This window comes from Pseudoduganella lutea, assembly GCF_004209755.1.
Taxonomy (GTDB): Bacteria; Pseudomonadota; Gammaproteobacteria; order Burkholderiales; family Burkholderiaceae_D; genus Rugamonas; species Rugamonas lutea.
In genome coordinates this window covers 2,531,319-2,554,936 of record NZ_CP035913.1, presented here as the reverse complement: position 1 = coordinate 2,554,936, position 23,618 = coordinate 2,531,319, and the positions used below count along the sequence as shown (strand labels likewise).

At 67.9% G+C, this 23,618-nt stretch carries 10 protein-coding genes; 8 read left to right on the top strand and 2 right to left on the bottom strand.

All coding sequences use genetic code 11. From position 1 onward, the window contains the following. Positions 1–4 precede the first annotated feature (4 nt). The 7 genes from EWM63_RS10680 to EWM63_RS10650 are packed head-to-tail and all read left to right on the top strand — an operon-like array spanning position 5 to position 20,149. On the top strand, positions 5–4,042 hold the full coding sequence (locus EWM63_RS10680; RefSeq protein WP_165390797.1) for a non-ribosomal peptide synthetase: 4,038 nt from the start codon (positions 5–7) through the stop codon (positions 4,040–4,042). A gap of 20 nt (positions 4,043–4,062) precedes the next feature. After that, positions 4,063–9,591 carry a type I polyketide synthase gene (locus EWM63_RS10675; protein WP_165390796.1) on the top strand — a complete coding sequence of 1,843 codons (5,529 nt, stop codon included), beginning with the start codon at positions 4,063–4,065 and terminating at the stop codon, positions 9,589–9,591. Between the two features lie 37 nt (positions 9,592–9,628). Then, the gene (locus tag EWM63_RS10670; protein ID WP_165390795.1) at positions 9,629–17,137 is read left to right on the top strand and encodes a non-ribosomal peptide synthetase; all 7,509 of its coding nucleotides are present in this window, start codon (positions 9,629–9,631) and stop codon (positions 17,135–17,137) included. Between the two features lie 38 nt (positions 17,138–17,175). Beyond that, positions 17,176–17,367, top strand: a complete 192-nt coding sequence (locus EWM63_RS10665) for an MbtH family protein (RefSeq protein WP_130186497.1) — start codon at positions 17,176–17,178, stop codon at positions 17,365–17,367. Between the two features lie 2 nt (positions 17,368–17,369). Further along, positions 17,370–18,593 carry a DUF711 family protein gene (locus EWM63_RS10660; protein WP_130186496.1) on the top strand — a complete coding sequence of 408 codons (1,224 nt, stop codon included), beginning with the start codon at positions 17,370–17,372 and terminating at the stop codon, positions 18,591–18,593. A gap of 10 nt (positions 18,594–18,603) precedes the next feature. Next, complete coding sequence (locus EWM63_RS10655; protein WP_165390794.1) at positions 18,604–19,353, top strand: thioesterase II family protein; 750 nt, start codon at positions 18,604–18,606, stop codon at positions 19,351–19,353. After that, positions 19,331–20,149, top strand: a complete 819-nt coding sequence (locus EWM63_RS10650; protein ID WP_130186494.1) for a 4'-phosphopantetheinyl transferase family protein — start codon at positions 19,331–19,333, stop codon at positions 20,147–20,149. Before EWM63_RS10655 ends, EWM63_RS10650 begins: the two co-directional genes overlap by 23 nt. Positions 20,150–20,195: 46 nt before the next feature. Here the strand turns inward: EWM63_RS10650 and EWM63_RS10645 are convergent, their stop codons facing one another. Further along, positions 20,196–20,711 (bottom strand): helix-turn-helix domain-containing protein, encoded by a 516-nt coding sequence (locus EWM63_RS10645; RefSeq protein WP_130186493.1) that lies wholly within the window; start codon positions 20,709–20,711, stop codon positions 20,196–20,198. 400 nt (positions 20,712–21,111) lie between these two features. Between EWM63_RS10645 and ychF the strand changes: the two genes are divergently transcribed. After that, positions 21,112–22,203, top strand: coding sequence for a redox-regulated ATPase YchF (gene ychF, locus EWM63_RS10640; RefSeq protein ID WP_130186492.1), 1,092 nt, complete (start codon positions 21,112–21,114; stop codon positions 22,201–22,203). Positions 22,204–22,582: 379 nt separating this feature from the next. On the opposite strand, the gene EWM63_RS10635 is transcribed toward ychF, so the two are convergent. After that, the gene (locus EWM63_RS10635) at positions 22,583–23,395 is read right to left on the bottom strand and encodes a DUF5677 domain-containing protein (protein ID WP_130186491.1); all 813 of its coding nucleotides are present in this window, start codon (positions 23,393–23,395) and stop codon (positions 22,583–22,585) included. Between the last annotated feature and the right edge of the window lie 223 nt (positions 23,396–23,618).

Sequence of the window (23,618 nt, the reverse complement as noted above, 5' to 3'; positions counted from 1 at the left end):
GAGCATGGATATCATCGACAAGATCGCCGGCCTGTCCCGGTCGCAGACGGAAACGCTGCTGGCGCGCATGCGCGAGCGGCGCGAGGTGGTGGCGCGGGGGCAAGGCGTGCCGCAACTGGCGCCGGATGCGAGCCGCCGCCGCAAACCGTTCCCGCTGACGGAAATCCAGCAGGCCTACTGGGTGGGCCGGCAGGGCAGCTTCGCGATGGGCAACGTGTCCGCGCACGGCTACCTGGAAATCGAGGCGCGCGGCGCCGACCTGCCACGGCTGGAACGGGCATTCAACCGCGTCATCGCCCGGCACGACATGCTGCGCGCCGTCGTGCAGTCCGACGGCAACCAGCGCATCCTGGCCGACGTGCCGTATTACCGCTTCAAGGTGGAAGACCTGTCGGCCCTGCCGCCGGCGGAACGCGGCGCGCGGCTGGCCGCGCTGCGCGAGGAACTGTCGCACCAGGTACTGCCGGCCGACATCTGGCCGCTGTTCGAGATCCGCGCCAGCCGGCTGCCGGAAGGCGTGCTGCGGCTGCACCTGTCGCTCGACGTGCTGATCCTCGACGCCCACAGCTTCGACCTGATCAGCGACGACTGGCAGCATTACCATGATCACCCGAATGACGAATTGCCGGCGCTGGCCTTCTCGTTCGCCGACTACGAGGCCGGCCTGCGCCAGATGGAAGACACGCCGGGGTTCCAGGAATCGCTGCGCTACTGGCGCAACCGGCTCGAAGACCTGCCGCCGCCGCCGGAATTCCCGCTGGCGCGCAGCCCGGAATCGATCGACGCGCCGAAGTTCACGCACCGCAGCCTGCGCCTGCCGCGGGCCGACTGGGAAACGTTGAAGAAACGCGCCGGCGCGCTGCGCATCACGCCGGCCGCGCTGCTGCTGTCGATCTATGCCTGCGTGGTGCGGCGCTGGTCGCAATCGCCACGCTTCACGCTGAACCTCACGCTGTTCAACCGGCTGCCGTTCCACCCGGACGTCGACCGGCTGGTCGGCGACTTCACCACCGTCACGCTGCTGGCCTTCGACCTGTCCACGCCGCGCGCCTTCGCCGACATCGCGCTGGGCGTGCAGCGCCAGCTGTGGCAGGACCTCGACCACCGCGCCGTCAGCGGCGTGCGCGTGCTGCGCGAGCTTACCGAACGCCGGCGCGGCGCCGGCTCGGTGATGATGCCGGTCGTGTTCACCGGCGCCCTCAATAGCGGCAATGGCAACGGCAACGGCAGCGTCGCCGCGCATGCGGATGTCGCCCCGCTGGACTGGCTGGGCCATACCGCCTATGCCGTCACGCAAACGCCGCAGGTGTGGCTCGACTGCCAGGCCGGCGAATACGGCGGCGACCTCGCCATCGACTGGGACAGCGTCGATGAACTGTTCCAGCATGGCTTCGTCGATGCGATGTTCGATGCCTTCACGGGCCTGCTGCAGCGCCTGGCCCGCGACGGCACGGCGTGGCAGCAGCCGCGGCTCGACCTGGTGCCCACCGCCCAGCAGGCGCTGATGGCGCGCACCAATGCCACGGCCGCGCCGGTGCCGGCCGGGCTGCTGCACCAGCCGCTGCTGGCCCAGTGCCACGCGCGGCCGGACAGCCTGGCGGTGGCCGACGGCAGCCGCGCGCTCACGTTCGGCGCGCTGTACCGCGAATCCAATGCGCTGGCCCATGCACTGTGCGCCCGCGAAGTGCCGACCGGTGCCCTGGTCGCCGTGATGCTGCCGAAATCGGCCGCCCAGGTGGTGGCCGTGCTGGGCATCCTCGAGGCGGGCACCGCCTACCTGCCCATCGAGCCCAGCCTGCCGCAGGAGCGCATCGACGAGGTGCTGCGCCTGTCCGGCGCGGCCGCCGTCGTCACCGACGCGGCCACGCTGCGCCAGCGTTCCATTGCCGGCTGCATGGTCGTCGAACTGGACGCGCTGGCGCCCGCTGCGCCGCGGCCGCTGCCGGCCCTGCGCGCGCCGTCCGACCTGGCCTACGTGATCTACACGTCCGGCTCGACCGGCACGCCGAAGGGCGTGGCCATCGACCACCGCGGCGCGCTGAACACCTGCATCGACGTCAACCAGCGCATGCAGGTGGGCGTGGACGACCGCGTGCTGGGGCTGTCGGCGCTGAACTTCGACCTGTCGGTGTGGGACATCTTCGGCGTGCTGGGCGCCGGTGGCGCACTCGTGCTGCCCGACGCCGGCCATGCGCGCGAACCGGCGCACTGGGCCGCGATCATGGCGCGCCACGGCGTCACGCTGTGGAACACGGTGCCGGCGCTGCTCGACCTGTATGTGGGCTATCTGCGCGACGTGGCCGAGCGGCCCGACCCGCGCCTGCGGGTGGCCATGATGAGCGGCGACTGGATCTCGCTGGCCCTGCCGGCGCAGCTGCGCACCTGGTGCCCGAACGCGGCCATCTACAGCCTGGGCGGCGCAACGGAAGCGTCGATCTGGTCGATCCTGCATCCCGTCGCGGACATCGATCCGGCCTGGCGCAGCATCCCTTACGGCAAGCCGATGGTGAACCAGACCTTCCACGTGCGCGACGCGAACCTCGACAACTGCCCGGTGGGCGTGCCCGGCGAACTGTGCATCGGCGGCATCGGCGTGGCCGTCGGCTACTGGCAGGACCGCGAGCGCACCGCGCAGGCATTCGTCACCTGCCCGCACAGCGGCGCGCGGCTGTACCGCACGGGCGACCTGGGGCGCTGGCTGCCGGACGGCACGCTGGAAATCCTGGGCCGCATCGATTTCCAGGTGAAGGTCAACGGCTACCGCGTGGAGCTGGGCGAAATCGAAAGCGCGATGAACGCCTGGCCGGGCGTGCAGGCGTCCGTCGCCAACGTGGGCGCCGGCAAGGCGGGCCAGCTGGTCGGCTATTACCTGCGCGACGACGACGGCAGCGCGAGCAAGCTGCAGGGCATCCTGTCGCAACCGGGCGTGCGCCGCCTGCACGGCAGCGAAACGGCGCTCGGCGACACGGCACCGCGGCGCATCGAACGCCGCTCCACCCGCGTGTTCGCGGCGGAAGCGGTGTCGCCGGCGGCCCTGGCCCGCCTGCTCGAACCGCTGCGCCAGGGCGGCGACGATGGCCTGCCGCGCTACCGCTACGCCTCGGCCGGCGGCCTGTACCCGGTGCAGCTGTACCTGCACATCAGCCGTGTCGACGGGATCGAACCCGGCATCTACTACTACCACCCGGTGCGCAACGCGCTGCAGCAGGTGGCCGCCGGCGTGACGCTGGACGCGGATCTGTACCCGCGCCGCAACCAGCCGATCGCCGCCGCCGCCGCGTTCCGCCTGTTCCTCGTCGGTTCCCGGCAGGCGATCGAGCCGCAGTACGGCGCCGCGGCGCCCACGCTGTGCCTGCTGGAGGCGGGGGCCATGAGCCACCTGCTGGAAGACGCCGCCGCTGCGGCCGGCCTGGGCCTCGTGCAGCTGGGCGGCTTCGACGCGGAACGGGCCGGCGATCCGTTCGCGCTGGGCGGCGACGCGATGTACCTCCACATGCTGGCCGGTGGCCTGCCGGGCCGGGAAGCAGCAGGCAATGCGAACGATCCCGACGCGTCGCTGTCGAAGGCCGCGTTCGAGGATGGGCTGCGCGCCCACCTGGCCCGCCGCCTGCCCGAGTACATGGTGCCGCGCCAGTTCGTGCGGCTCGAATCGTTGCCGCTGTCGGCCAACGGCAAGGTGGACCGCAAGGCGCTGCCCGAGCCGGTGGCAAGGCAGGCGCCGGGCACCATGCGCGCCGGCACCGCCAGCCCGCTGGCCGCGGACATCTGCGCGCTGTGGGCCGAGGTGCTCGACGTGCCGCACGTGAGCCCGGCCGACAACTTCTTCGACCTGGGCGGCACCTCGGTGGACATGATCCGCATCCACACGCGCCTGCAACCACGCCTGTCGCGCGACGTGAGCCTGCTCGACATGTTCTTCGGCCACCCGACCATCGCCGACCTGGTGCGGCACGTGGAGGGCGACGCCACGTCGGCCGCGGGTGCAGGCAAGAACAACGACAACAACGACGCACCGCGCGGCCGCCGCCGCCGGGCTCAATGAAACATATTCAGGGGAATACCATGAAAGAGAACCAAGTCTCGTCGGGCAAGATCGCGATCATCGGCATCAGTGGCCGCTTCCCGGGCGCGCCCGACGTGGAAAGCTTCTGGAACATGCTGTGCGAAAGCCGCAGCGCGCTGCGCCAGTTCACGCCGGAAGAAATCCGCGCGGGCATCGATGCCCACGACTACCTGACCGTGCCCTACGTCGAGCGGCAGGTGGCCGGCGGCGGCTGGGTCGGCGCCGGCTATCACCTGCCGGACGTGGACAAGTTCGATGCCGGCTTCTTCGGCTACGCGCCCAGCGAGGCGGAGCTGATCGATCCGCAACAGCGGCTGTTCCTGGAAGCGTCGTGGGCGGCGATGGAAGATGCCGGCTACGCGCCGGACGGCTACCGCGGCACGGCCGCCGTGTATGCCGGCACCGGGCTGTCGCGCTACTTCCTGAACAATGTGTATTCCAACCGCGAGATCATGTGCGCATCGGACCGCGACCTGATCGCCGGCATCGGCAACGAACCGGATTACCTCAGCAACCGCGTGGCCTACAAGCTCAATCTCACCGGCCCGTCCGTGACGGTGCAGACGGCGTGCTCCACGTCGCTGGTGGCGATCCACATGGCATGCCAGGCGCTGCGCGCCGGCGAATGCGACCTGTCGCTGGCCGGCGGTTCGATGGCCACCGTGCCGGCCGGCCACGGCTACAACTACACGGAAGGCAGCCTGAATTCGGACGACGGCTGCATCCGCGCCTTCGACGCGGGTGCGAAGGGCACCGTGTTTTCCGAGGGCGGCGTGGGTGTCATCGTCCTGAAGCGCCTGGAAGATGCCGAGGCGGACGACGACAACATCTACGCCGTGATCCGCGGCTCGGCGGTCACGAACGATGGCTCGCACAAGGCCGGCTACACGGCGCCCGGCATCGACGGGCAGGTGGAAGCGGTCACGCGTGCGCTGAAGGCCGCCCGCACCCACCCGGACGACATCGGCTACATCGAGGCGCACGGCACCGGCACGTCGCTGGGCGACCCGATCGAGATCACGGCCTTGACGCGCGCATTCCGGGTCCACACGGACCGCAGCGGCTATTGCGCGATCGGCTCCGTAAAAACCAACGTGGGCCACCTGGCGCCGGCCGCCGGCGTGGCCGGCGTGATCAAGGCGGCGCTGGCGGCGCGCTCCGGCATGCTGCCTCCAAGCCTGCATTTCGATACGCCGAACCCGCGCATCGATTTCCCGGCGACGCCGTTCTTCGTCAACGACCGGCTGAACGAATGGCGCACCGCGCCCGGCCGCAAGCGGGTGGCCGCCGTCAGCTCGTTCGGCATCGGCGGCACCAATGCCCACCTGATCCTGGAAGAGCCGCCGATCACGAAGCCCACCGTGTCGGGCGAGAAGCTGCGCATCTTCCCGCTGTCGGCGAAAACGCCCGGCGCGCTGGGCCGCGCCGCCGGCCAGCTGGCCCGCTTCCTCGAACGCCACCCGGAAACGGACCTGGACGACGTGGCGTTCACCTTGCAGGAGGGCCGCCGCGCATTCGACCTGCGCGGCGCCGTGGTGGCGCGCAATGCGGCCGAACTGATCGACAACCTGGACAGGCTGGCGAAGGAGCCGGGCAAGACGCCGGCACTGCCGGCCACGAAGAAATTGGCCCTGCTGTTCACGGGACAGGGCTCGCAGTACGCCGGCATGGCGCGCGAACTGCATGCCGGCTGCACCGTCTTCCGCGACACGTTCGACGCCTGCTGCGCCACGCTGGCCCGCCACCTCGACACCGACCTGGCCCGGCTGCTGCTGACTGCCACCCCCACCGAGGCGGACAGCGCGCTGCTGCGTGAAACGCGCTATGCCCAACCGGCGCTGTTCACCGTCGAATATGCGCTGGCGATGCAGCTGCAGGCATGGAAGATCATGCCGGCCGCGCTGCTGGGCCACAGCCTGGGCGAATACGTGGCCGCCACCGTGGCCGGCGTGTTCACGCTGGACGATGCGTTGCGCCTGGTGGCGCTACGCGGGCGCCTGATGCACGCAATGCCGGCCGGCGCCATGCTGTCGATCGGCGGTGGCGAAGCCGAGGCGCGTGGCTGCCTGCGCGAAGGCATCGAACTGGCCGCCATCAACAGCCCCCGCGCCAGCGTCGTTGCGGGCCCGGCGGCGGCCATCGATGCGCTGGCGGCCGAGCTGGAAGCGGCCGGCACCGGCTGCCGCAGGCTGCAGACGTCGCACGCGTTCCACTCCGCGATGATGCAACCCATGGCCGGGCAATTCCGCGCCGCCGTCGCCGCGGCCGCGCCGCAGGCGCCGACGATGCCGGTCGTGTCGAACGTCACCGGCACGTGGCTGACGGCGGCCGAGGCCACCGACCCCGATTACTGGGTGCGCCACCTGCTGTCGCCCGTGCTGTTCCAGGCCGGCGTGCAAACGCTGCTGGCCGATGGCTGCGGCTTCCTTGTCGAAGCCGGCCCGGCGGGCGTGCTGAGCACCTTCGTGCGCCACATCGCCGGGACGGTCGCGGGCAAGCCCACCGCCGTAGCTGTGCCGCTGATGCGCCATCCGCAGGAGGTGCTGCCTGCCGACCGCTTCCTGCTGGCCGCGCTGGGCAACCTGTGGGCGGCGGGCAATGCGCTGGACTATGCCGGCGTCGACGCGTTCAACCTGGGCCGCCGGATTCCGCTGCCCACCTATCCGTTCGCACGCGAACGCCACTGGATGGAACCGCCGCTGGCGCCGAGCGGCACCCTCGATGGGGGCCTGCGCCGCAGCGCCGACATGGGCGAATGGTTTCATGCGGCGTCGTGGCGCCGGCAGCCGTGGCTGGACGCCGTGCCCGCGCTCGCCGGCCGCAAGGTGCTGCTGCTGGCGCACGACGACGCACGGGGCAATGTGCTGGCGGCAGCCCTGCGCGGCGCCGGCGCCACCGTGGCCTGTGCCGAACCGGGTCCCGCGTTCGGCGTGGTGGACGACGGCGCGTACTGGGTGCGCCCGGACCAGGCGGGTGACTGGGAAGCGCTGGCGCGACATGCCGGCAAGCCCGATGCGATCGTCCATGCCTGGCTGCTGCCGGCAAGCGGTGGCGACTCCGTCGCCAACAGCGGCGCCACGCTGGAACTGGGTTTCCATACATTGCTGGCGCTGACGCAGGCATTCGGCAACGACGCTGGTGAACGGCTGCCGCTGCTGTCCGTGGCCAGCGAAGTGTTCGACGTGCAGCCGGGCGAAGCGGTCGATGCCGTGAAGGCCACGATGCTGGGCGTGCACCTGGCGATCGGCTACGAACACCGGGCCATCGCCAGCCGCGTGCTCGATGTTCCGGCCGGTTCGGACGATGTCGCCCGGCTGATGCTCGACGAACTGGCCCGCCTGCAGGCGGCGCCGCATGCGCCGGCCGGCCCGGCGGACCAGTTCGTGGCCGAGCGGCATGGCGCGCGCTGGCTGGCCCATGTGGAGACGATGGCGGTGCCGGAACCGGCGGTGCCGGCCGCGCTGGCGGCCGAGGGCACGTACCTCGTCACCGGCGGGCTCGGAGGCCTGGGCCTGGAGTTCGCCGACGAGCTGGTGGAACGCGGTGCGCGCCACCTGGTGCTGGTGGGCCGCAACACGCTGCCGCCGCAGGCCGAATGGAATGCATGGCTGGCCGCGCACCCGGACGATGCCGCGGGCCGCGAACGCATCCGCCGCCTGCAGCGCATGGCGGCGCGTGGCGCCCGGGTCGTCACCGAACGTTGCGACATCACCGACCCCGCCGCAGTGCGCGCGATGGTCGAACGCGTGCAGGGTGACATGCCGCCGGTGCGCGGCGTCGTCCACGCGGCCGGCATCGCCGGTGCCGGCATGATGGCGCTGAAGACCCGCGCCCAGGCCGATGCCGTGCTCGCACCGAAAGTGCTCGGCGCGCTGGCGCTGGAAGCTGCGCTGGCCGGCCAGCCGCTCGATTTCTTCGTCGTCGTGTCGTCGCTGTTCGGCACGATCGGCGGTATTGGCCAGGCCGATTACGCGGCTGCCAACGCCTTCCTCGATGCGTTTGCCCGCAGCCGCAGCGCGCGCGGCCAACGCACGCTGTCGCTGGCCTATGGCGGCTGGCGTGAAGTCGGCATGGCGGTTGCCATGGGCCATACCGCGTCCGCCCCGGCGCTGCCGGCCGGCCGCACGCTGGCCCACCCGTACCTGTTCAGCCGCGCCGACGAAGGCGCCACGCTGCGGTTCACCGCGCACCTGCGTGCGCAGGACCATTGGGCATTGCAGGACCACCGCATCCATGGCACGCCCGTGATGCCGGGCACGGCGCTGATCGAGATAGTGCGCGCCGCATGGAGTGAAGCAGCCGGCGGCGGCGAAGCCTGCACCCTGGCCGACGTGTTCTTCTACCGGCCGCTGTTCGTGCCGGCCGACCGGCTGGTCACGGTCGACGTGTTGCTGCAGCGCGCCGGCGACGGTTATTCGGTCGAAGTGAAGGAGGGCGACAGTCCCGTGTTGTCGGCCACCGTGTCGGCTGGCGCGAAGGAGGGCGCGACGAAGGCCGACCTGGCGGCCATCGCCGAGGAATGCCGTGCCGATGTGCTGGACTTCCCCGGTGGCGCCGCGGCGATGGTCGGCGACGATGGCTTCCTGGAGCTGGGCCGCCACTGGCAGGTGGTGCGCCGCATCCGCCTTGGCGGGCGGCAGCTGCTGGGCGAGCTGGCGCTGCCGGACGGCGTGGCGGACGATGCCGCGCTGGGCCTGCACCCGGCCTTGCTGGACATGGCCACCGGCCCGATCACCGGGCACCTGCTGGCGCGGCTGGACCTGGGACTGCAGGACGAATACCTGCCGTTCACGTACGGCGCCCTGGCCGTGCACGGTCGGCTGGGCACGCACCTGTACAGCCACGTGAAGTTCGTCGGCATGTCCGACGACCGCGACGTGATCCGCTTCGACATCGCGCTGTACGCGCCGGATGGCACGGTGCTGGCCGAGGTGGCGGACTTCCAGCTGCGCCGGGTTCCCGCTGGCGCATTGACGGCAAAGCCTGCCGCCGCCGCACCGGCGGTGGACGACGGCTCGATCTCCCCGCAGGAAGGCCGCGCGCTGTTTGCCCGTGCCCTCGCGCTGCGCAACGGCGGGCACTGGATCGTCAACCCGCACCCGGTCGACGCGCTGTTGCGCAAGTTGCGCGAAGAGCGCATCGCCCCGGCCGCCGCGCCCGCGGAAAAGAAAAAGGTTGTGCGCGAGGACGTGATCGCCGCGCCGCCCACCAATCCGACCGAGGAAGTGCTGGTGGGGATCATCGAGGGCGCATTGGGTATCACCCCGGTCGGCATCCATGACAACTTCTTCGACCTGGGTATCGATTCCGTGATCGGCATCCAGGTGGTGTCGCATGCCCGCAAGCATGGCGTGCTGCTGAAGCCGAACCAGCTGTTCGAACACCAGACGGTGGCCGAGCTGGCGGCCGTGGCCGGCGTGGTCGGCGACCCGGCGTCTCCTTCGCCCGCACCGCAGGCGCCGGCGCCCGAACCGGAAACGGCAACCGCCGACGACCTGGATGCCGTGCTGCACGCGCTGGCCGACTGAATACCGGATGAACGACACACGAGACTCGAGAGCGACCATGAACAAGCAGGACATACAGGAAGTACACCGGCTCACGCCACTCCAGCAGGGCATGCTGTTCCACACGCTGGAGGCGCCGGGCAGCGGTGTCTACGTCGAGCAGTTCGCCTGCCCGGCGGCCGGGCGGATCGATGGCGCGCGCTGGCAGGCGGCGTGGAACATGGTGCTGGGCGCCTGCCCGGTACTGCGCGCCGCCATCGCCTGGGAAGGTCTCGAGCACCCGCTGCTGGTGGTGACGAAGCTGGCGGCGATCGACGTGGTCGAGATCGATGCCACGGACGACGACGACACGGCCTTCGCCGCGCGCCTGGATGCCCTGCGCCGCGATGAAGCGGCACGCGGTTTCGACCTGCGCCGGCCACCGCTGCTGCGCCAGGCGCTGCTGCATCGCGAGGACCGCAGCGTGGTGTTCTGGACCTACCACCACGTGCTGCTCGATGGCTGGTCGGCCTTCGTGGTGCTGGGTTCACTGCTGTCCGCCTACGCCGCGCTCACCGATGGCGCGGCATGGCAGCCGCGCCCGGTGCCGGGCTGGGGCGATTACCTGGGCTGGCTGCGCGGCCGCGACAAGGTCGCCGCGCAAGATTACTGGCGCGGGCAGATGGAAGGCTTCCACGCGCCCACGCCGCTTGGCCTGGTCAAGCGCCCGGCACCGGACAGCGGCGCCGACGCCGGTGCCACGGCGACGGGGGAACTGGGCGAGGCCCTGGGCAACCGCTTGCGCGAGACGGCCCGTGCCTTGCGCGTCACCCCCGGCACGCTGCTGCAAGCCGCCTGGGCGCACCTGCTGGCCCTGTACAGCGGCGAGGACGATGTGGTATTCGGTGCCACCGTCGCCGGCCGGCCGCCCGAACTGGCCGGCGCGGATGCGATGGTGGGCCTGTTCATCAACACGGTACCCGTGCGCGTGCGCATCGATCCTGCCGAAACGGTGCGCGGCTTCGCCACCCGGCTGGGCGCCGCGCTGGTGGCGCAGCGCGAACACGAACATGCGTCGCTGACGGAGATCGCCGGCTGGAGCGAGGTGCCGCGTGGCCGGGCGTTGTTCGACTCCATGGTGGCCATCGAATCGTTCCCCTATACGGAAGGCTTCAGCCTGCCGGACGTCAGCGTGTGGCAGCACACGAATTTTCCGCTGGCCCTGGTCATCGACCCGGTCGGCCGCATGCGCACCAAGGCGCTGTACGACGCGCGCCAGTTCGACGGTAGTGCGGTGGCAGGGCTGCTGGCCCATTACCGCGCGCTGCTGTCGCGGATGGTGGCGGACGTGGACCTGCCGGTCGGCATGCTGACCATCGCCCCGGACGACGACATGGCATTGCAGGACGCCTGGAACCACCGCCCCGCCGTGAACGCGTCATCGGACCTGGGCGAACTGTTTGCGCGCCAGGTGGCCGAGCGGCCCGACGCGCCGGCCATCGTGTCGGATGAGGGAGACGCCACCTACGCGCAACTCGACCTCCAGGCGCGGCGGCTTGGCGCCCGCCTGCTGGCCGCCGGCGTACGCGCGGGCGACACGGTGGCTTTTGCCTTCGAGCCCGGCGTGCCGATGATCGCCGCGCTGGTGGCGATCACGCGACTCGGCTGTGCGTATGCGCCGCTCGATGTGCGCCTGCCGGCGGCGCGGCTGGCGCAGATGGTGACCGACCTGCACATCCGCCACGTGGTGACGGACGGCGCCCATGCCGCGCTGTTCGACATCGCCGGCGTATTGGTCCTGCTGGGCGGTGATGACGAGAACGATGTGCCATTGAAGGATTGGCCGGCCGCCGACCCGGCGCGCATCCTGTACGTGATCCACACGTCCGGCTCCACGGGCAAGCCGAAGGCTGCCGGCGTATTCCACGACAGTTTCACGCGCTTCATCGGCTGGTGGAACGATGAGTTCACGTTCGCCCCGGGCGAGCGCTGCCTGCTCGTCAACAAGATCACGTTCGACCTGGCGCAGAAATGCGTGTGGGGCGCGCTGACGACGGGCGGCATCCTGCACCTGGCGCCCACGCGCCACTTCGACCCGCTGCATGCGCGCGAGCAGGTGGCCGGGCATGGCATCGGCTGGATCAACTGCACGCCGAGCATGGCCTACGCCATGGTGGAAGCGGATGCCGGCCGTCATGATGCGCTGGCATCGTTACGGCTGCTGTTCGTCGGCGGCGAGCCGGTGGACAAGCGCCGGCTGGCACCCTGGCTGCTGTCGCCGGCTTGCAAGACGGCGCTGGTCAACACCTATGGCCCGACCGAATGCACGGACCTGTGCACCACGCACCGCTTCGGCCGCGACGAGTTCGTGGACCTGGAAGCGCCCGTCACCGTGGGCTGCGTGCTGCCCGGCCTGGCCGTGCACGTGCTGGACCGTTTCGGCAACCGCCTGCCGGTCGGCGTGACGGGGGAGGTGGCGATCGCCGGCGGTTCGGTGGGCGCCGGCTACCTGAACAACGCGCAGATGAGCGCACAGAAATTCCTGCCCGATCCGGACAGGAAAGGTGCGCGGCTGTACCTGACGGGCGACCTGGGGTACTACCGCGCCGACGGCACGCTGGTCGTGCACGGCCGCGTCGACTTCCAGGTGAAGCTGCGCGGCTACCGCATCGAGCTGGATGCGATCGGCCATGAACTGCGCGGCCACCCGGCCGTGCTCGACGCCGTCGCCGCCGTGACACCGGATGGCCAGCGCCTGATCGCCTACGTGGTGCCGGAGGGCGGCGCCGCGTGGACGCCCGCGCTCCAGGAAGCATGCCGCGCCTGGCTGGCTGCCCGGCTGCCCGAGTACATGGTGCCGGCGTGCTACATGCCGCTGGCCGCGCTGCCGCTGAACGCGAACGGCAAGCTCGATCGCGGTGCGCTGCCGGCCCCGGACATGAGCAATGCGGACACGGTGAAAATCGCGCCGCGCGACGACATCGAGGCAAGGCTGGCCGGCATCTGGGCCGCCGTGCTGGGTACGGACGATTTCGGTGTTACCGATAATTTCTTCGACCTGGGTGGCCATTCGCTGTCGATCACGCAGGCGTATGCGCGGCTGCAGAAAACGTTCGGCGTGCGCATTCCGCTGTCCGTGCTGTTCGAGCAGCCGACCATCGCGGGGCAGGCCGCCGCCTTGCGCGAAGCAGGGGCGGATGGCGCGGATGGTGCGAAGGCCCAGGCCGCGGCGCGGCAGCCGGCTATCACCGCCGGCCAGCGGCCGGAGCGCCTGCCGCTGTCGTTCTCGCAATCGCGGCTGTGGTTCCTGCACCAGTACGAACCGGCCAGCATGGCCTACCACGTGCCGAACGCGCTGCCGCTGGCCGGCACCGTCGACCGCGTGGCGCTGCAAGGGGCGCTGGACTGGCTGCACGCCCGCCATGAATCGCTGCGCACCCGCTATCCCGAGGCGGATGGCACGCCGTGGCAGGAGGTGCTGGCACCGGCGCCCGTGGCGCTCGGCTATGACGACCTGCGGGGCGCGCCGGACGCGGCCGGGCGCCTGTCGGCCATCGCCACCGCCGAGGCGGCGCAGCCGTTCGACCTGCGTGCCGGCCCGGTGGCCCGTTACCGGCTGGTGCAGGGCGACGACCGGGCCATCCTGCTCGTGTCGCTGCACCATATCGCCACCGATGGCTGGTCGATGGACGTGATGATGCGCGAACTGTCGTCCGCGTACGCCGCGTTCGCCGCCGGCGGTGCGCCGCAGACGGCGCCGTTGCCGATCCAGTATGCGGACTATGCGCTGTGGCAGCGTGCCGACCTGGCCGGCGACAAGCGCGCCCGGCTCGTCGATTACTGGCGCGCGGAACTCGACGGCAGCCAGCCGCAGATCACGTTGCCGTATGACTTCCCGCGGCCCGCCGCGCGGTCGTCGTCCGGTGGCCTGCATGTTTCGCACATTCCCGCGGATATCTGCGCAGCCCTGCGCGGTGTTGCCAACAGCGGCAGCACGGCGTTCATGACGTGGCTGGCGCTGTACGACGTGCTGCTTCACCGCTGGAGCGGCCAGACTGACTTCAACGTGGGCAGCCCGATCGCCAACCGCAACCTGGAGGAAACCGAAGGCGTGATCGGCTTCTTCGTCAACACGCTGGTGCTGCGCGCCCGCATGGAGGGCGGGCAGACCTTTGCCGGCCTGCTGGACGACGTGCGCCGCACCGCGCGCGCCGCTTACGACCATGCCGAGCTGCCGTTCGAGTTGCTGGTGGACGAGCTGAACCCGCCGCGCAGCGCCAATACGCTGCCGTTCTTCCAGGTCGGTTTCGCGCTGCAGCGCGCCTACGAGGACACGTCGCTGATCGACACCACCGAATGGATTTCCCGCTTCGACCTGCAACTGGTGCTGTATGAAAGCGCCGATGGCGGCCTGCGTGCGCACTGGGAATATGCACGCGACCTGTTCCTGCCCGAAACGGTGGCACGGCTGGCCGACTCGTTCGCGCTGCTCGCGCGACAGGTGGCCGAGGCGCCGGCCACGCCGCTGCGCAACCTGGCCGTGGTCGACGGCGCCACGCGTGAAAAGATGCTGGCGCTGGCGCGGGGCGTCAAGCCCGCGTTGCCGGAAACCTCCGTGCATGGCCTGTTCGCCCAACAGGCGCTGCTGGCGCCAGGGAATGTCGCGCTGGTGCAGGGCGAGCTGCAACTGGACTACGATGAACTGAACCGCCGCGCCAACCGGCTGGCCCATCACCTGCTCGGGGCAGGCGTGGCACCGGGCGGTATCGTGGGCGTGGCACTGCCACGCAGTCCGCAACTGATCGTTGCGCTGCTGGCCGTGCTGAAGGCCGGCTGCGCCTACCTGCCGCTCGATACCGAGTACCCGCGCGAACGCACCGCCTACATGCTCGCGAACGCGGGCGCCGTGGCCGTGCTGACGAACGCCGACGGCGCCGCGCTGCTGCCCGCATTCGACGGTGCCGTGCTGGATGTCGACGCGCCGCAAGTCGCGGCGCAGCGCGATGCCAATCCGGACGTGCCGCACGATCCGCGGGCGCTGGCCTACGTGATGTACACGTCCGGCACCACCGGCAAGCCGAAAGGCGTGATGATCGAGCACCGCAGCATCGTGCGGCTGGTGCGCGAAGCCGACTATGCGGACTTTTCCGCGGACCGCACGTACCTGCAATATGCCCCGGTGGGCTTCGATGCCTCCACATTCGAGATCTGGGGCAGCCTGCTGAACGGTGCTCGGCTCGTGCAGGCGCCCGCCGGCGTGGTGGGCCTGGACCAGCTGGCCGGGCTGATCGCCGGAGAGCGGATCGACACCGCGTTCGTGACGGCCGCGCTGTTCAACCAGCTGGTGGACCAGCACCCGGAAGCGCTGGCCGGCGTGCGCCAGTTGCTGACGGGCGGCGAGGCGATGTCGTCGCCCCATGCCGCGCGGGCAATCGAAGCCATGCAGGCGGGGAGCGGGGGACAACTGATCCACGTGTACGGCCCGACCGAGTGCACGACCTTCGCCACCGCCGGGAACGTGAGCATGGCCGCCGCGCTGGCTGGCACCGTGCCGATCGGCCGGCCGATTGCGCATACCGACACCTATGTGCTGGACGATGCGATGGAACCGGTGCCGTGCAATGTGCCGGGCGAGCTGTATATCGGCGGCGCCGGCGTGGCGCGCGGCTACCTGAACGCGCCGCAGCAGAGCGCCGAGCGCTTCGTGGCCGATCCCTTCGGGGGCGAGGGTGCCAGCGCGGGTGCGCGGCTGTACCGCACCGGCGACAAGGTGCGCTGGAAGGCCGATGGCACGCTGGAATTCCTCGGCCGGATGGATGACCAGGTGAAGATCCGCGGCTACCGGATCGAGCCGGCCGAGATCGAGGCGCAACTGGCGACCTGCCCGGGTGTCGGCGGCGCGCTCGTGCTGGCGCTGGGCGACAGTGCCGACAAGCGGCTGGTTGCCTACGTGACCCTTGCCGATGCCGATTCTTCCGTGACACCCAGCCTGCTGCGCGACTACCTGGCGCAGCGCTTGCCCGCCTTCATGGTGCCGGGCGCCTACGTGTTGCTGGACCGTTTCCCGGTCACCGCGAACGGCAAGGTCGACCGCCGTGCGCTGCCGTTGCCGGATGCCGATGCGCTCGGCGCCGGCGACTACGTGGCGCCGGAAACGGCGCTCGAACAGTCGATCGCCTTGGTCTGGGGCGAGATGCTGGGCCTGGAGCGGGTCAGCGTAACGGCCGATTTCTTCGCGCTGGGCGGCAATTCGCTGACGGCCACCCAGTTGCTGGCGCGAGTGCGTGCCTCGCTCGGCCACACGGTCACGCTGCCTGAATTCTTCAGCGAGCCGACCGTGCGGGCGATGGCGTTCCGCATCGAGCATGCCGACACGGCCCGCGCCATGGATGCGGCGGAAAGCCACCTTGATGGCGAGGCCGAATCCGCGCTCGTGCTGCCGGAACCGCTGCCGCCGCTGGCATCGAGCCTGGAACACGTGCTGCTGACGGGCGCCACGGGCTTCGTGGGCGCCTACGTGGCGGCCGAGATGCTGGACCGCTGGCCGCGCGTGACGCTGCACTGCCACGTGCGCGCGGCGCATCCGGCCGCCGGCCTGCGCCGCCTGCGCGACAACCTCGATCAATACGGTTTGTGGAAGGAGGGTTATGCCGCCCGTATCCGCGTGCTGACGGGTGACCTGGCCGACCCGAAACTGGGCCTGGACGACGACCATTACGCCACGCTGGCGCACGACGTGGACCTGGTGGTGCACAACGCGTCGCGCCTGAACCACGTGCTGCCTTACCAGGCGCTGCGCAGGGATAACGTGGAGCCGACGCGGGGCCTGCTGGAGCTGGCCGCCACGGCCAAGCGCAAGGGCTTCGTGCTGGTATCGACCGCCGGCGTGCTGCAGGGCGAGAATGGCGGCACCTTCGACGAGGACGTGCGGGTCGAGGAGATCGGCCAGAGCGTTCGCGAAGGCTACAACGCCAGCAAGTGGGTGTCCGAACTGATGGTGCGCCGCGCCGCACGGGCCGGCATCCCGGTCCAGATCATGCGGCTGGGCCGCGTGGTCCTGGACAGCCGCAGCGGGACAGGGCGGATGGACGATTTCGTGGCGCTGTTCGTGCGCACCTGCCTGAAAGTGGGCGCATGGCCCGACCGGCCATTCGTCGAGCAGTTCGTTCCGGTCGACCACGTGGCGCGCGCCATTACGGCGCTGGCCGCCGACTACACGAGCACCGGCGTGCACCACCTGGTCGGCGACGAGAAGCGCGACTGGAGCCGGCTGCTGCCCGATTTCGTCGACTGCGCCGGCGCGGGCCTGCAGCGCATGCCCATCCGCGACTGGGTGGACGCCGTCAAGGAACGCAGCGCGGTGGAGCCGCTGCCATTCTCCCCCTACCTGTTCTGGTGGGACACCGACGCCGCGGCGCCGGAAGAAAAGCGCCTGAAGGTGAAGCAGGCAAAAACCGTGCGCCGGCTGGCTGGCCATGGCTTGCGCGAACCGCGCATCGAGACCGAGGCATGGCAGCGCTATGTCGGCGACATCTTCGCAACCGAAGGCGTGGCCATGACGCTGAAAAAGCGCGGCATCTTCGGTTGAACAAATCCCACAAACGATTACACATCCTGGAGAAAATCATGAATTCGACTGCCTACAATGTAGTTCGTAACGAAGAAGACCAGTACTCGGTCTGGCCCGCCTACCGCCCGGTTCCCGCAGGCTGGACGACCATCGGCGACGCGGCCGACCGCGAGACCTGCCTCGAACGCATCGAGCAATTGTGGACCGACATGCGGCCGCGCAGCCTGCGCGCCGCGAAGGAGCAGTAGTCATGCCTACCCTGCGTACCATCACTTTCGGCTGCCCGCTGGACGGCGCCGCCCCCGGCGAGACCGCCGCCACCGCGCGCCGGTTCTTTGCCCATGCGGCCCGCCTGCTCGACGAGGCCGGCCTGGCGGCCCGCTGCTTCCGCTACGTGGCGCCGCCCGTCGAGCAATGGCTGCCGGGTGGCGACCCAGCCACCGCCGGCCGTGTCGCCGTGGAGCTCGAGCAGGCGCTGGGCGAGAGTATCTGGTGCTGCCTGCCCGGCCCGGCCTGCGACACGCACGACAGCGTGGGCCGGCGCGTGGACCTGATCGATGCGATCGTGGGCGAAACGCGCCACGTGTTCACGAACATGCGCGTGGCCGGCGAACAGGGCCTGCACAACGAGGCCGTGGCCGCCGCCGCTGAAACGATGGCACGGCTGGGCACCACGGTGGCGCGCCAGCAGGACAATTTCCGCTTTGCCGCGCTGGCGTGGATCAAGCCGGCCACGCCCTATTTCCCGGCCGCCTGGCACGACGGCGCACCGGGCTTCTCGGTGGCGCTGGAACTGGCCGGGCCATTCCTGGCGGCGTGCGGCCGGCACGACAACTTCGCCGACCGGCTCGATGCCTGCCGCCAGGAGCTCACCAGCCGCGTGGCGCAAACGCTGCCCGTGCTGATGCGGCTGGCGCGGGAGCAGGGCGTGCGCTTCCTGGGCTACGACCTGTCGCTGGCACCGTTCCCTGGTGATGAAACCAGCGCCGTGGCCGTCGTCGAAAGCATGAACGGCAGCCGCATCGGCCAGCTCGATTTCATGTTCGCGCTGTATGCCGTCAACGACATGCTGCAGCACGCGCTGCCCAGCCTGCCGATGGTGGGCTTCAACGGCACGATGCTGTCCGTGCTGGAGGACACTCGGCTGGCCGAGGCCACGGCCGCCGGCGACGTGGGCGTGAAGGACCTGCTGCTGCTGTCCACCGTGTGCGGCTGCGGGCTGGACATGATCCCCGTGTCCGCCGACAGCGATCCGGCCCGGCTGGCCACGCTGGTGCGGGCCATTTCCACCATCGCTCAGAAGTGGCGCAAGCCGCTGATCGCGCGGCTGCTGCCGGCCACGACGAACGCGCGCGGCATCACCCGCTTCGAGCACGACTTCATCGTCAACACGGCCGTGCTGCGCCTCGATACACCGTCTTTCATGCCGACCGAGCGGGTCGGCGTTTTTGAACCGCTGCGCCGCGCAGCCTGAGGAGAACATCGTGAATCCCTGGTTTACCCATTTTTCCCGCCCCGCCCCGCACGCCGGCGCGCGCCTGCTGTGCCTGCCCAGCTCGGGCGGCGGTTCCACGCTGTACCGGCCGTGGCTGGGTGGACTGGAGGACATTGAACTGCATGCCGCGCTGCTGCCCGGCCGCGAGCGACGCATGCTGGAACCGCCGGTGCAGTCGATGACCGCGATGGTCGATGGCCTGGTGCCGGCCGTGGCCGCACTGGCCGACAAGCCGTATTTCCTGTTCGGCCACAGCATGGGCGCGCTGATCGCGTTCGAGCTGGCGCGTGCACTCATCGCGCGCGGCATCAACCCGCCGCGCCGGCTGTTCGTGTCGGCCTTCCGGGCGCCGCACCTGCCGAACCCGAAGCGCGACCTGCACGCGCTGCCTGACGATGAATTCATCGATGCACTGCGAGAATACGGCGGCACGCCGGATGCCGTGCTGCGCCACCGTGAAACGATGGACGTGCTGCTGCCGATGCTGCGCGCCGACTTCCGCATGCATGAAACCTATCGCCACCACGAAGCCCGCCCGCTGCCGGTGCCGATCACCGCACTGGCCGGCCGCGCCGACGATGCCGTGCCGGCCAGCCAGATGACCGGCTGGGCCAGACACACCGATGCCGGCTTCGCGATGCGCCATTTCGACGGCGCCCATTTCTTCATCCACGACAGTCGCGATGCCGTCCTGAAGGCGCTGGGGGAGGCGATCCATGAAGAACTTGCATTTGCCTGAGGACGCGCCGCTGCTCGTGTGGGTGCGCACGGCCGACGTGGCGACGGCGCTGCCGATCGCGGAAGGTTGGCTCACCGTGGCCGAGCGGGAGAGGGCGCGGAGGTTCGTGTTCGACGGCGACCGCGCCGACTTCCTGGCCAGCCGCTTCCTGCTCCGCCGCGTGCTGGCCGAACTGGCCGACACGCCGCCGGAGCACCTGGCGTTCGAGACGAACCGCTGGGGCAAGCCGGCACTGTGCGGCCGGCCGGACCTGACCTTCAACCTGTCGCACTGCCGCGGCAGCGCCGTGCTGCTGACGGGCGCCGGCGCGGCGGCCGGCGTGGACATCGAACCGGTACAACCCGGCCGCGCCGATCCGCTGGTTGCGCAGCGGCTGTTCCACCGCGCGGAACAGATCCAGCTGCTGGCCAGCCCGCGCAGCGGCTACGACCGCCTGTTCCTGCGCTTCTGGACTCTGAAGGAAGCCGTGCTGAAAGCCGAGGGCAGCGGCCTGGCGCTGCCGCTCGACGCGTTTGCCGCGCTGTTCGACGGCGACACGATCGTGCCGCTGACGGTGCCCGCCACGATGGCCGCCCGTCCGTTCGCGTTCGGCCAGGCTGAGCTGGCACCGGACCTCGTCTGCGCGTGGGCGCGTGTCTCCGGCGACCTGCAATTGCCGACCACGTGGCAGCTGGGCGCTAGTGGCGCCGTGCAGCCGGCGCCGCAGGTGCGGCTGGGCATGGGCAGCTACCGGCCTCGGGCTGCTGCGATACGGATGGAAAAAGCGGAACGCAATGTCCCGGCGCATGCAGCTTGACGGGACCGCTGGCAGCCTGGCGCCTGTCGGTCCTGAGGCTGGCTGTTCAGGAGGGCAGGCCTTTTGGACGCGCAGCCGTTTGTTTCTTTGCGGGGACCGCTGGTGATTTTTTTGCGACAACAGCCTTCTTCGCCGGACTTGCCTTGGCAACGGTTTTCGTGGTGGTAGCCGCTTTCGTGGAGGGGCGCCTGACAGGCCTCTTCACAGTTGCCGAGCTTGCTTCCTCATCGCTGTCTGGCCACTGAAGGAAGTGCGGCAGCTCGGTACGAACGCCATTCTTGTCGACAACCGACAGTTCAAGCGTCAAGTCCAGGGATTTCAAATATCGACGCAACGTCGAGACATACGTGTCGGAGCGTTTTTCAAGTTGCGATACCGCGTTCTGGTTGATACCCAAGCCCTTTGCAACCTGCGCCTGGGTCTTGCCGACCGCTTTGCGAAAGTCGGTGAGATTTGCCGCGTGGGCGAGCATATCTTCGACTTTTTCTTCGGAAAGGGCAGTAATTCTCGCCCGCCGAGCGGCTGGCAGTTTGTTCAGGACTTCGTCTAGGTTTCGTCCCATGGGAGCCTCCTATTTCTTTCCTTTTGCGGTCCTGCCTGTTGCACTCCGCGTGCCAGGGGACGTTAAGTATCATCTTCGCGTGATATCACGTCAAGCTGATATCCGGCGACGTGCCAACGGGTGCCAAGCACGGGGGCTCGACGTATGCACGTGCTTTTGCATTCAATGAATGCAATAACACACCGGACTCACCGCGTCGTGGTCGCCGCGTGCGGTCGAGGCTTGCTGACAAGAATAACTTTGGGCGCGAAGAAAGCAGCTATGGCATGAGTGCTCTTGCAGCGGGCTGGGGGCGGCCCAAGCTGGCGTCCACGGCCTTTGAAGAGGGTACAATAGCCGCATTTCCAGGCTGCACCCGCTTTTCGCGCCTGCTTAACATATTGATCATCGAAGGTTTTTCATGAGTCTGAAATGCGGCATCGTCGGCCTGCCCAACGTCGGCAAGTCCACCCTCTTCAATGCGCTGACCAAGGCCGGCATCCCCGCCGAAAACTACCCGTTCTGCACGATCGAGCCGAACGTGGGCGTGGTCGAGGTGCCGGATCCGCGCCTGAACCAGCTGGCCGCGATCGTCAAGCCCGAGCGCATCGTCAACGCGATCGTTGAATTCGTCGACATCGCCGGCCTGGTGGCCGGTGCGTCGCAGGGCGAAGGCCTGGGCAACCAGTTCCTGGCCCACATCCGCGAAACGGACGCCATCGTCAACGTGGTGCGCTGCTTCGAAGATGAAAACGTGATCCACGTGGCCGGCAAGGTCAGCCCGCTGGACGATATCGCAGTGATCCAGACCGAGCTGGCGCTGGCCGACATGGGCACCGTGGAAAAAGCCATCCACCGCGAAAACAAGAAAGCCCGTTCCGGCGACAAGGATGCCGCGAAGCTCGTCGCGCTGCTGGAAAAAGTGCTGCCGGCGCTGAACGACGCAAAACCTGTTCGCGCGCTGGGTCTGTCGGCCGACGAAATGGACATCATCAAGCCGCTGTGCCTGATCACGGCCAAGCCGGCGATGTACGTAGCCAACGTATCCGATACCGGTTTCAAGGACAACCCGCTGCTGGACCAGCTGACCGCCTACGCGGCCGAGCAGAACGCGCCCATCGTGGCGATCTGCGCCGCCATCGAAGCGGAAATCGCCGACCTGGAAGACGCCGACAAGACCGAGTTCCTGGCCGACATGGGCATGGACGAGCCGGGCCTGGATCGCCTGATCCGCGCCGGCTTCAAGCTGCTGGGCCTGCAGACCTACTTCACCGCTGGCGTCAAAGAAGTGCGCGCGTGGACGATCCACGTGGGCGATACGGCGCCACAAGCTGCTGGCGTGATCCACACCGACTTCGAGCGCGGCTTCATTCGCGCGCAGACCATTGCCTTTGATGACTTCATCGCGTTCAAGGGTGAAGCGGGTGCCAAGGAAGCGGGCAAGATGCGCGCTGAAGGCAAGGAATATGTGGTGAAGGATGGGGATGTGTTGAACTTCCTGTTCAACGTGTAAGTAAGGATGAGATCGGAATCTGGTGGGTTCCGGTTGGCGTTGACGAGCCCGGCTTCCAATTTGGAGCCGGGTTTTTTTATTTCACATTGGGCTGCTAATCGTCACGTTTAGGAAAGCGCTGATGGCGGATGATGTTAATCTTGAAAACCGTGTCCAGCAAGATGCAAATATCCGTCATGCCAAGGTGTGGCGGGATATTTTTGGCGCAGCTGGGCGCGTTTCTCATGGCTAAGATCGTCGCCATGAATAAATCAGCGGTTCCTTAAGCCCTCTGCAGTGGAACTAAAATTGGAGGGGCTGAGCTCTAGTCTTGCTAATTTCGCCCCGTTCAGTTTTCCACCTCATCAGGTTGTAATTATCATACGAATGCAAGCGTAAGCTAATAAGTTCCTTGATGCACACGTTTTAATAATGTTGTTAATTCAATTGCTCTTTCCCTATGGCTGTCATTTTCGGAGGCGAAGCTTAGTGCGACTGCCGAAACCATTGCTGCCCCCGCTACGGTATCCAACAATGCCAAAATATGCGAATCGGTAACAAGTGAATGGCGCTCACCTTCAAGCTTTGATCTTGCTCGCATGGTGCCCAATCCCATTTCGTCTGCATGGATCAGGTGGCTGGACAAGGCATATGAATGTAAGAGGCCAGCACACGGATTTATCTGAAATTGAGATTTGAAGCTCTTGTCTAGCGCTGCCACCATTCGTGTAAAGCCCCATTTTGACTCGATTGCATTCCTAACCTCTTTTGGAACTTTTGCTTTTAGCTCTTGAAGTTGGTCGGAAGAAAGTATAAATATATTCAAGCACGAAACACCTTCGCCAAGGGATTCCATTGTTTTGCTGGCCTTGTCATGCTGTTTTAAGGTATTGATTACCGAGAATGTCTCTTCATATTCGGCGCAAAGGTCAGAACTTCGATCACCTGGCGCATAGCAGATGAAGCATACTTTAATACATGATTCGATGATCGGACGCGCTAGAATCTGTGCATCCCAAATTGCATTGATTTTTATTAATTCAATAAGAGTATTGGATCTTTCTGCCATGAAGTTGAACTGATCGGCACAAACTCTTGCTAGCCGGGTATTGTCGCCTTTCAAAGATTCAGCGATCTCGGTGAAAAGGTCTGCACAATCGTTCTGAAATCGTGTAAATATATTAATTTTACTAATTAGTTCGTCGTTCGTCATGGTTGTGATGCAAGCTGGTTCGATAAATAAGCACAAGAGTAAGCATAATAATCTTGGGAGAGCTTATCAGGATCGCCACGCTCCTGGAATCAAAAGGATTTGATGGGTGATACTTTCGTCTTAAACTTGTCGCCAAGTGAGTACACACACTGGGCGAGACGCAGCATGATGGAACGACTGCAGCCTACCGCAGTTCAAGGGAACTATTCACTGCTAGGTCGCC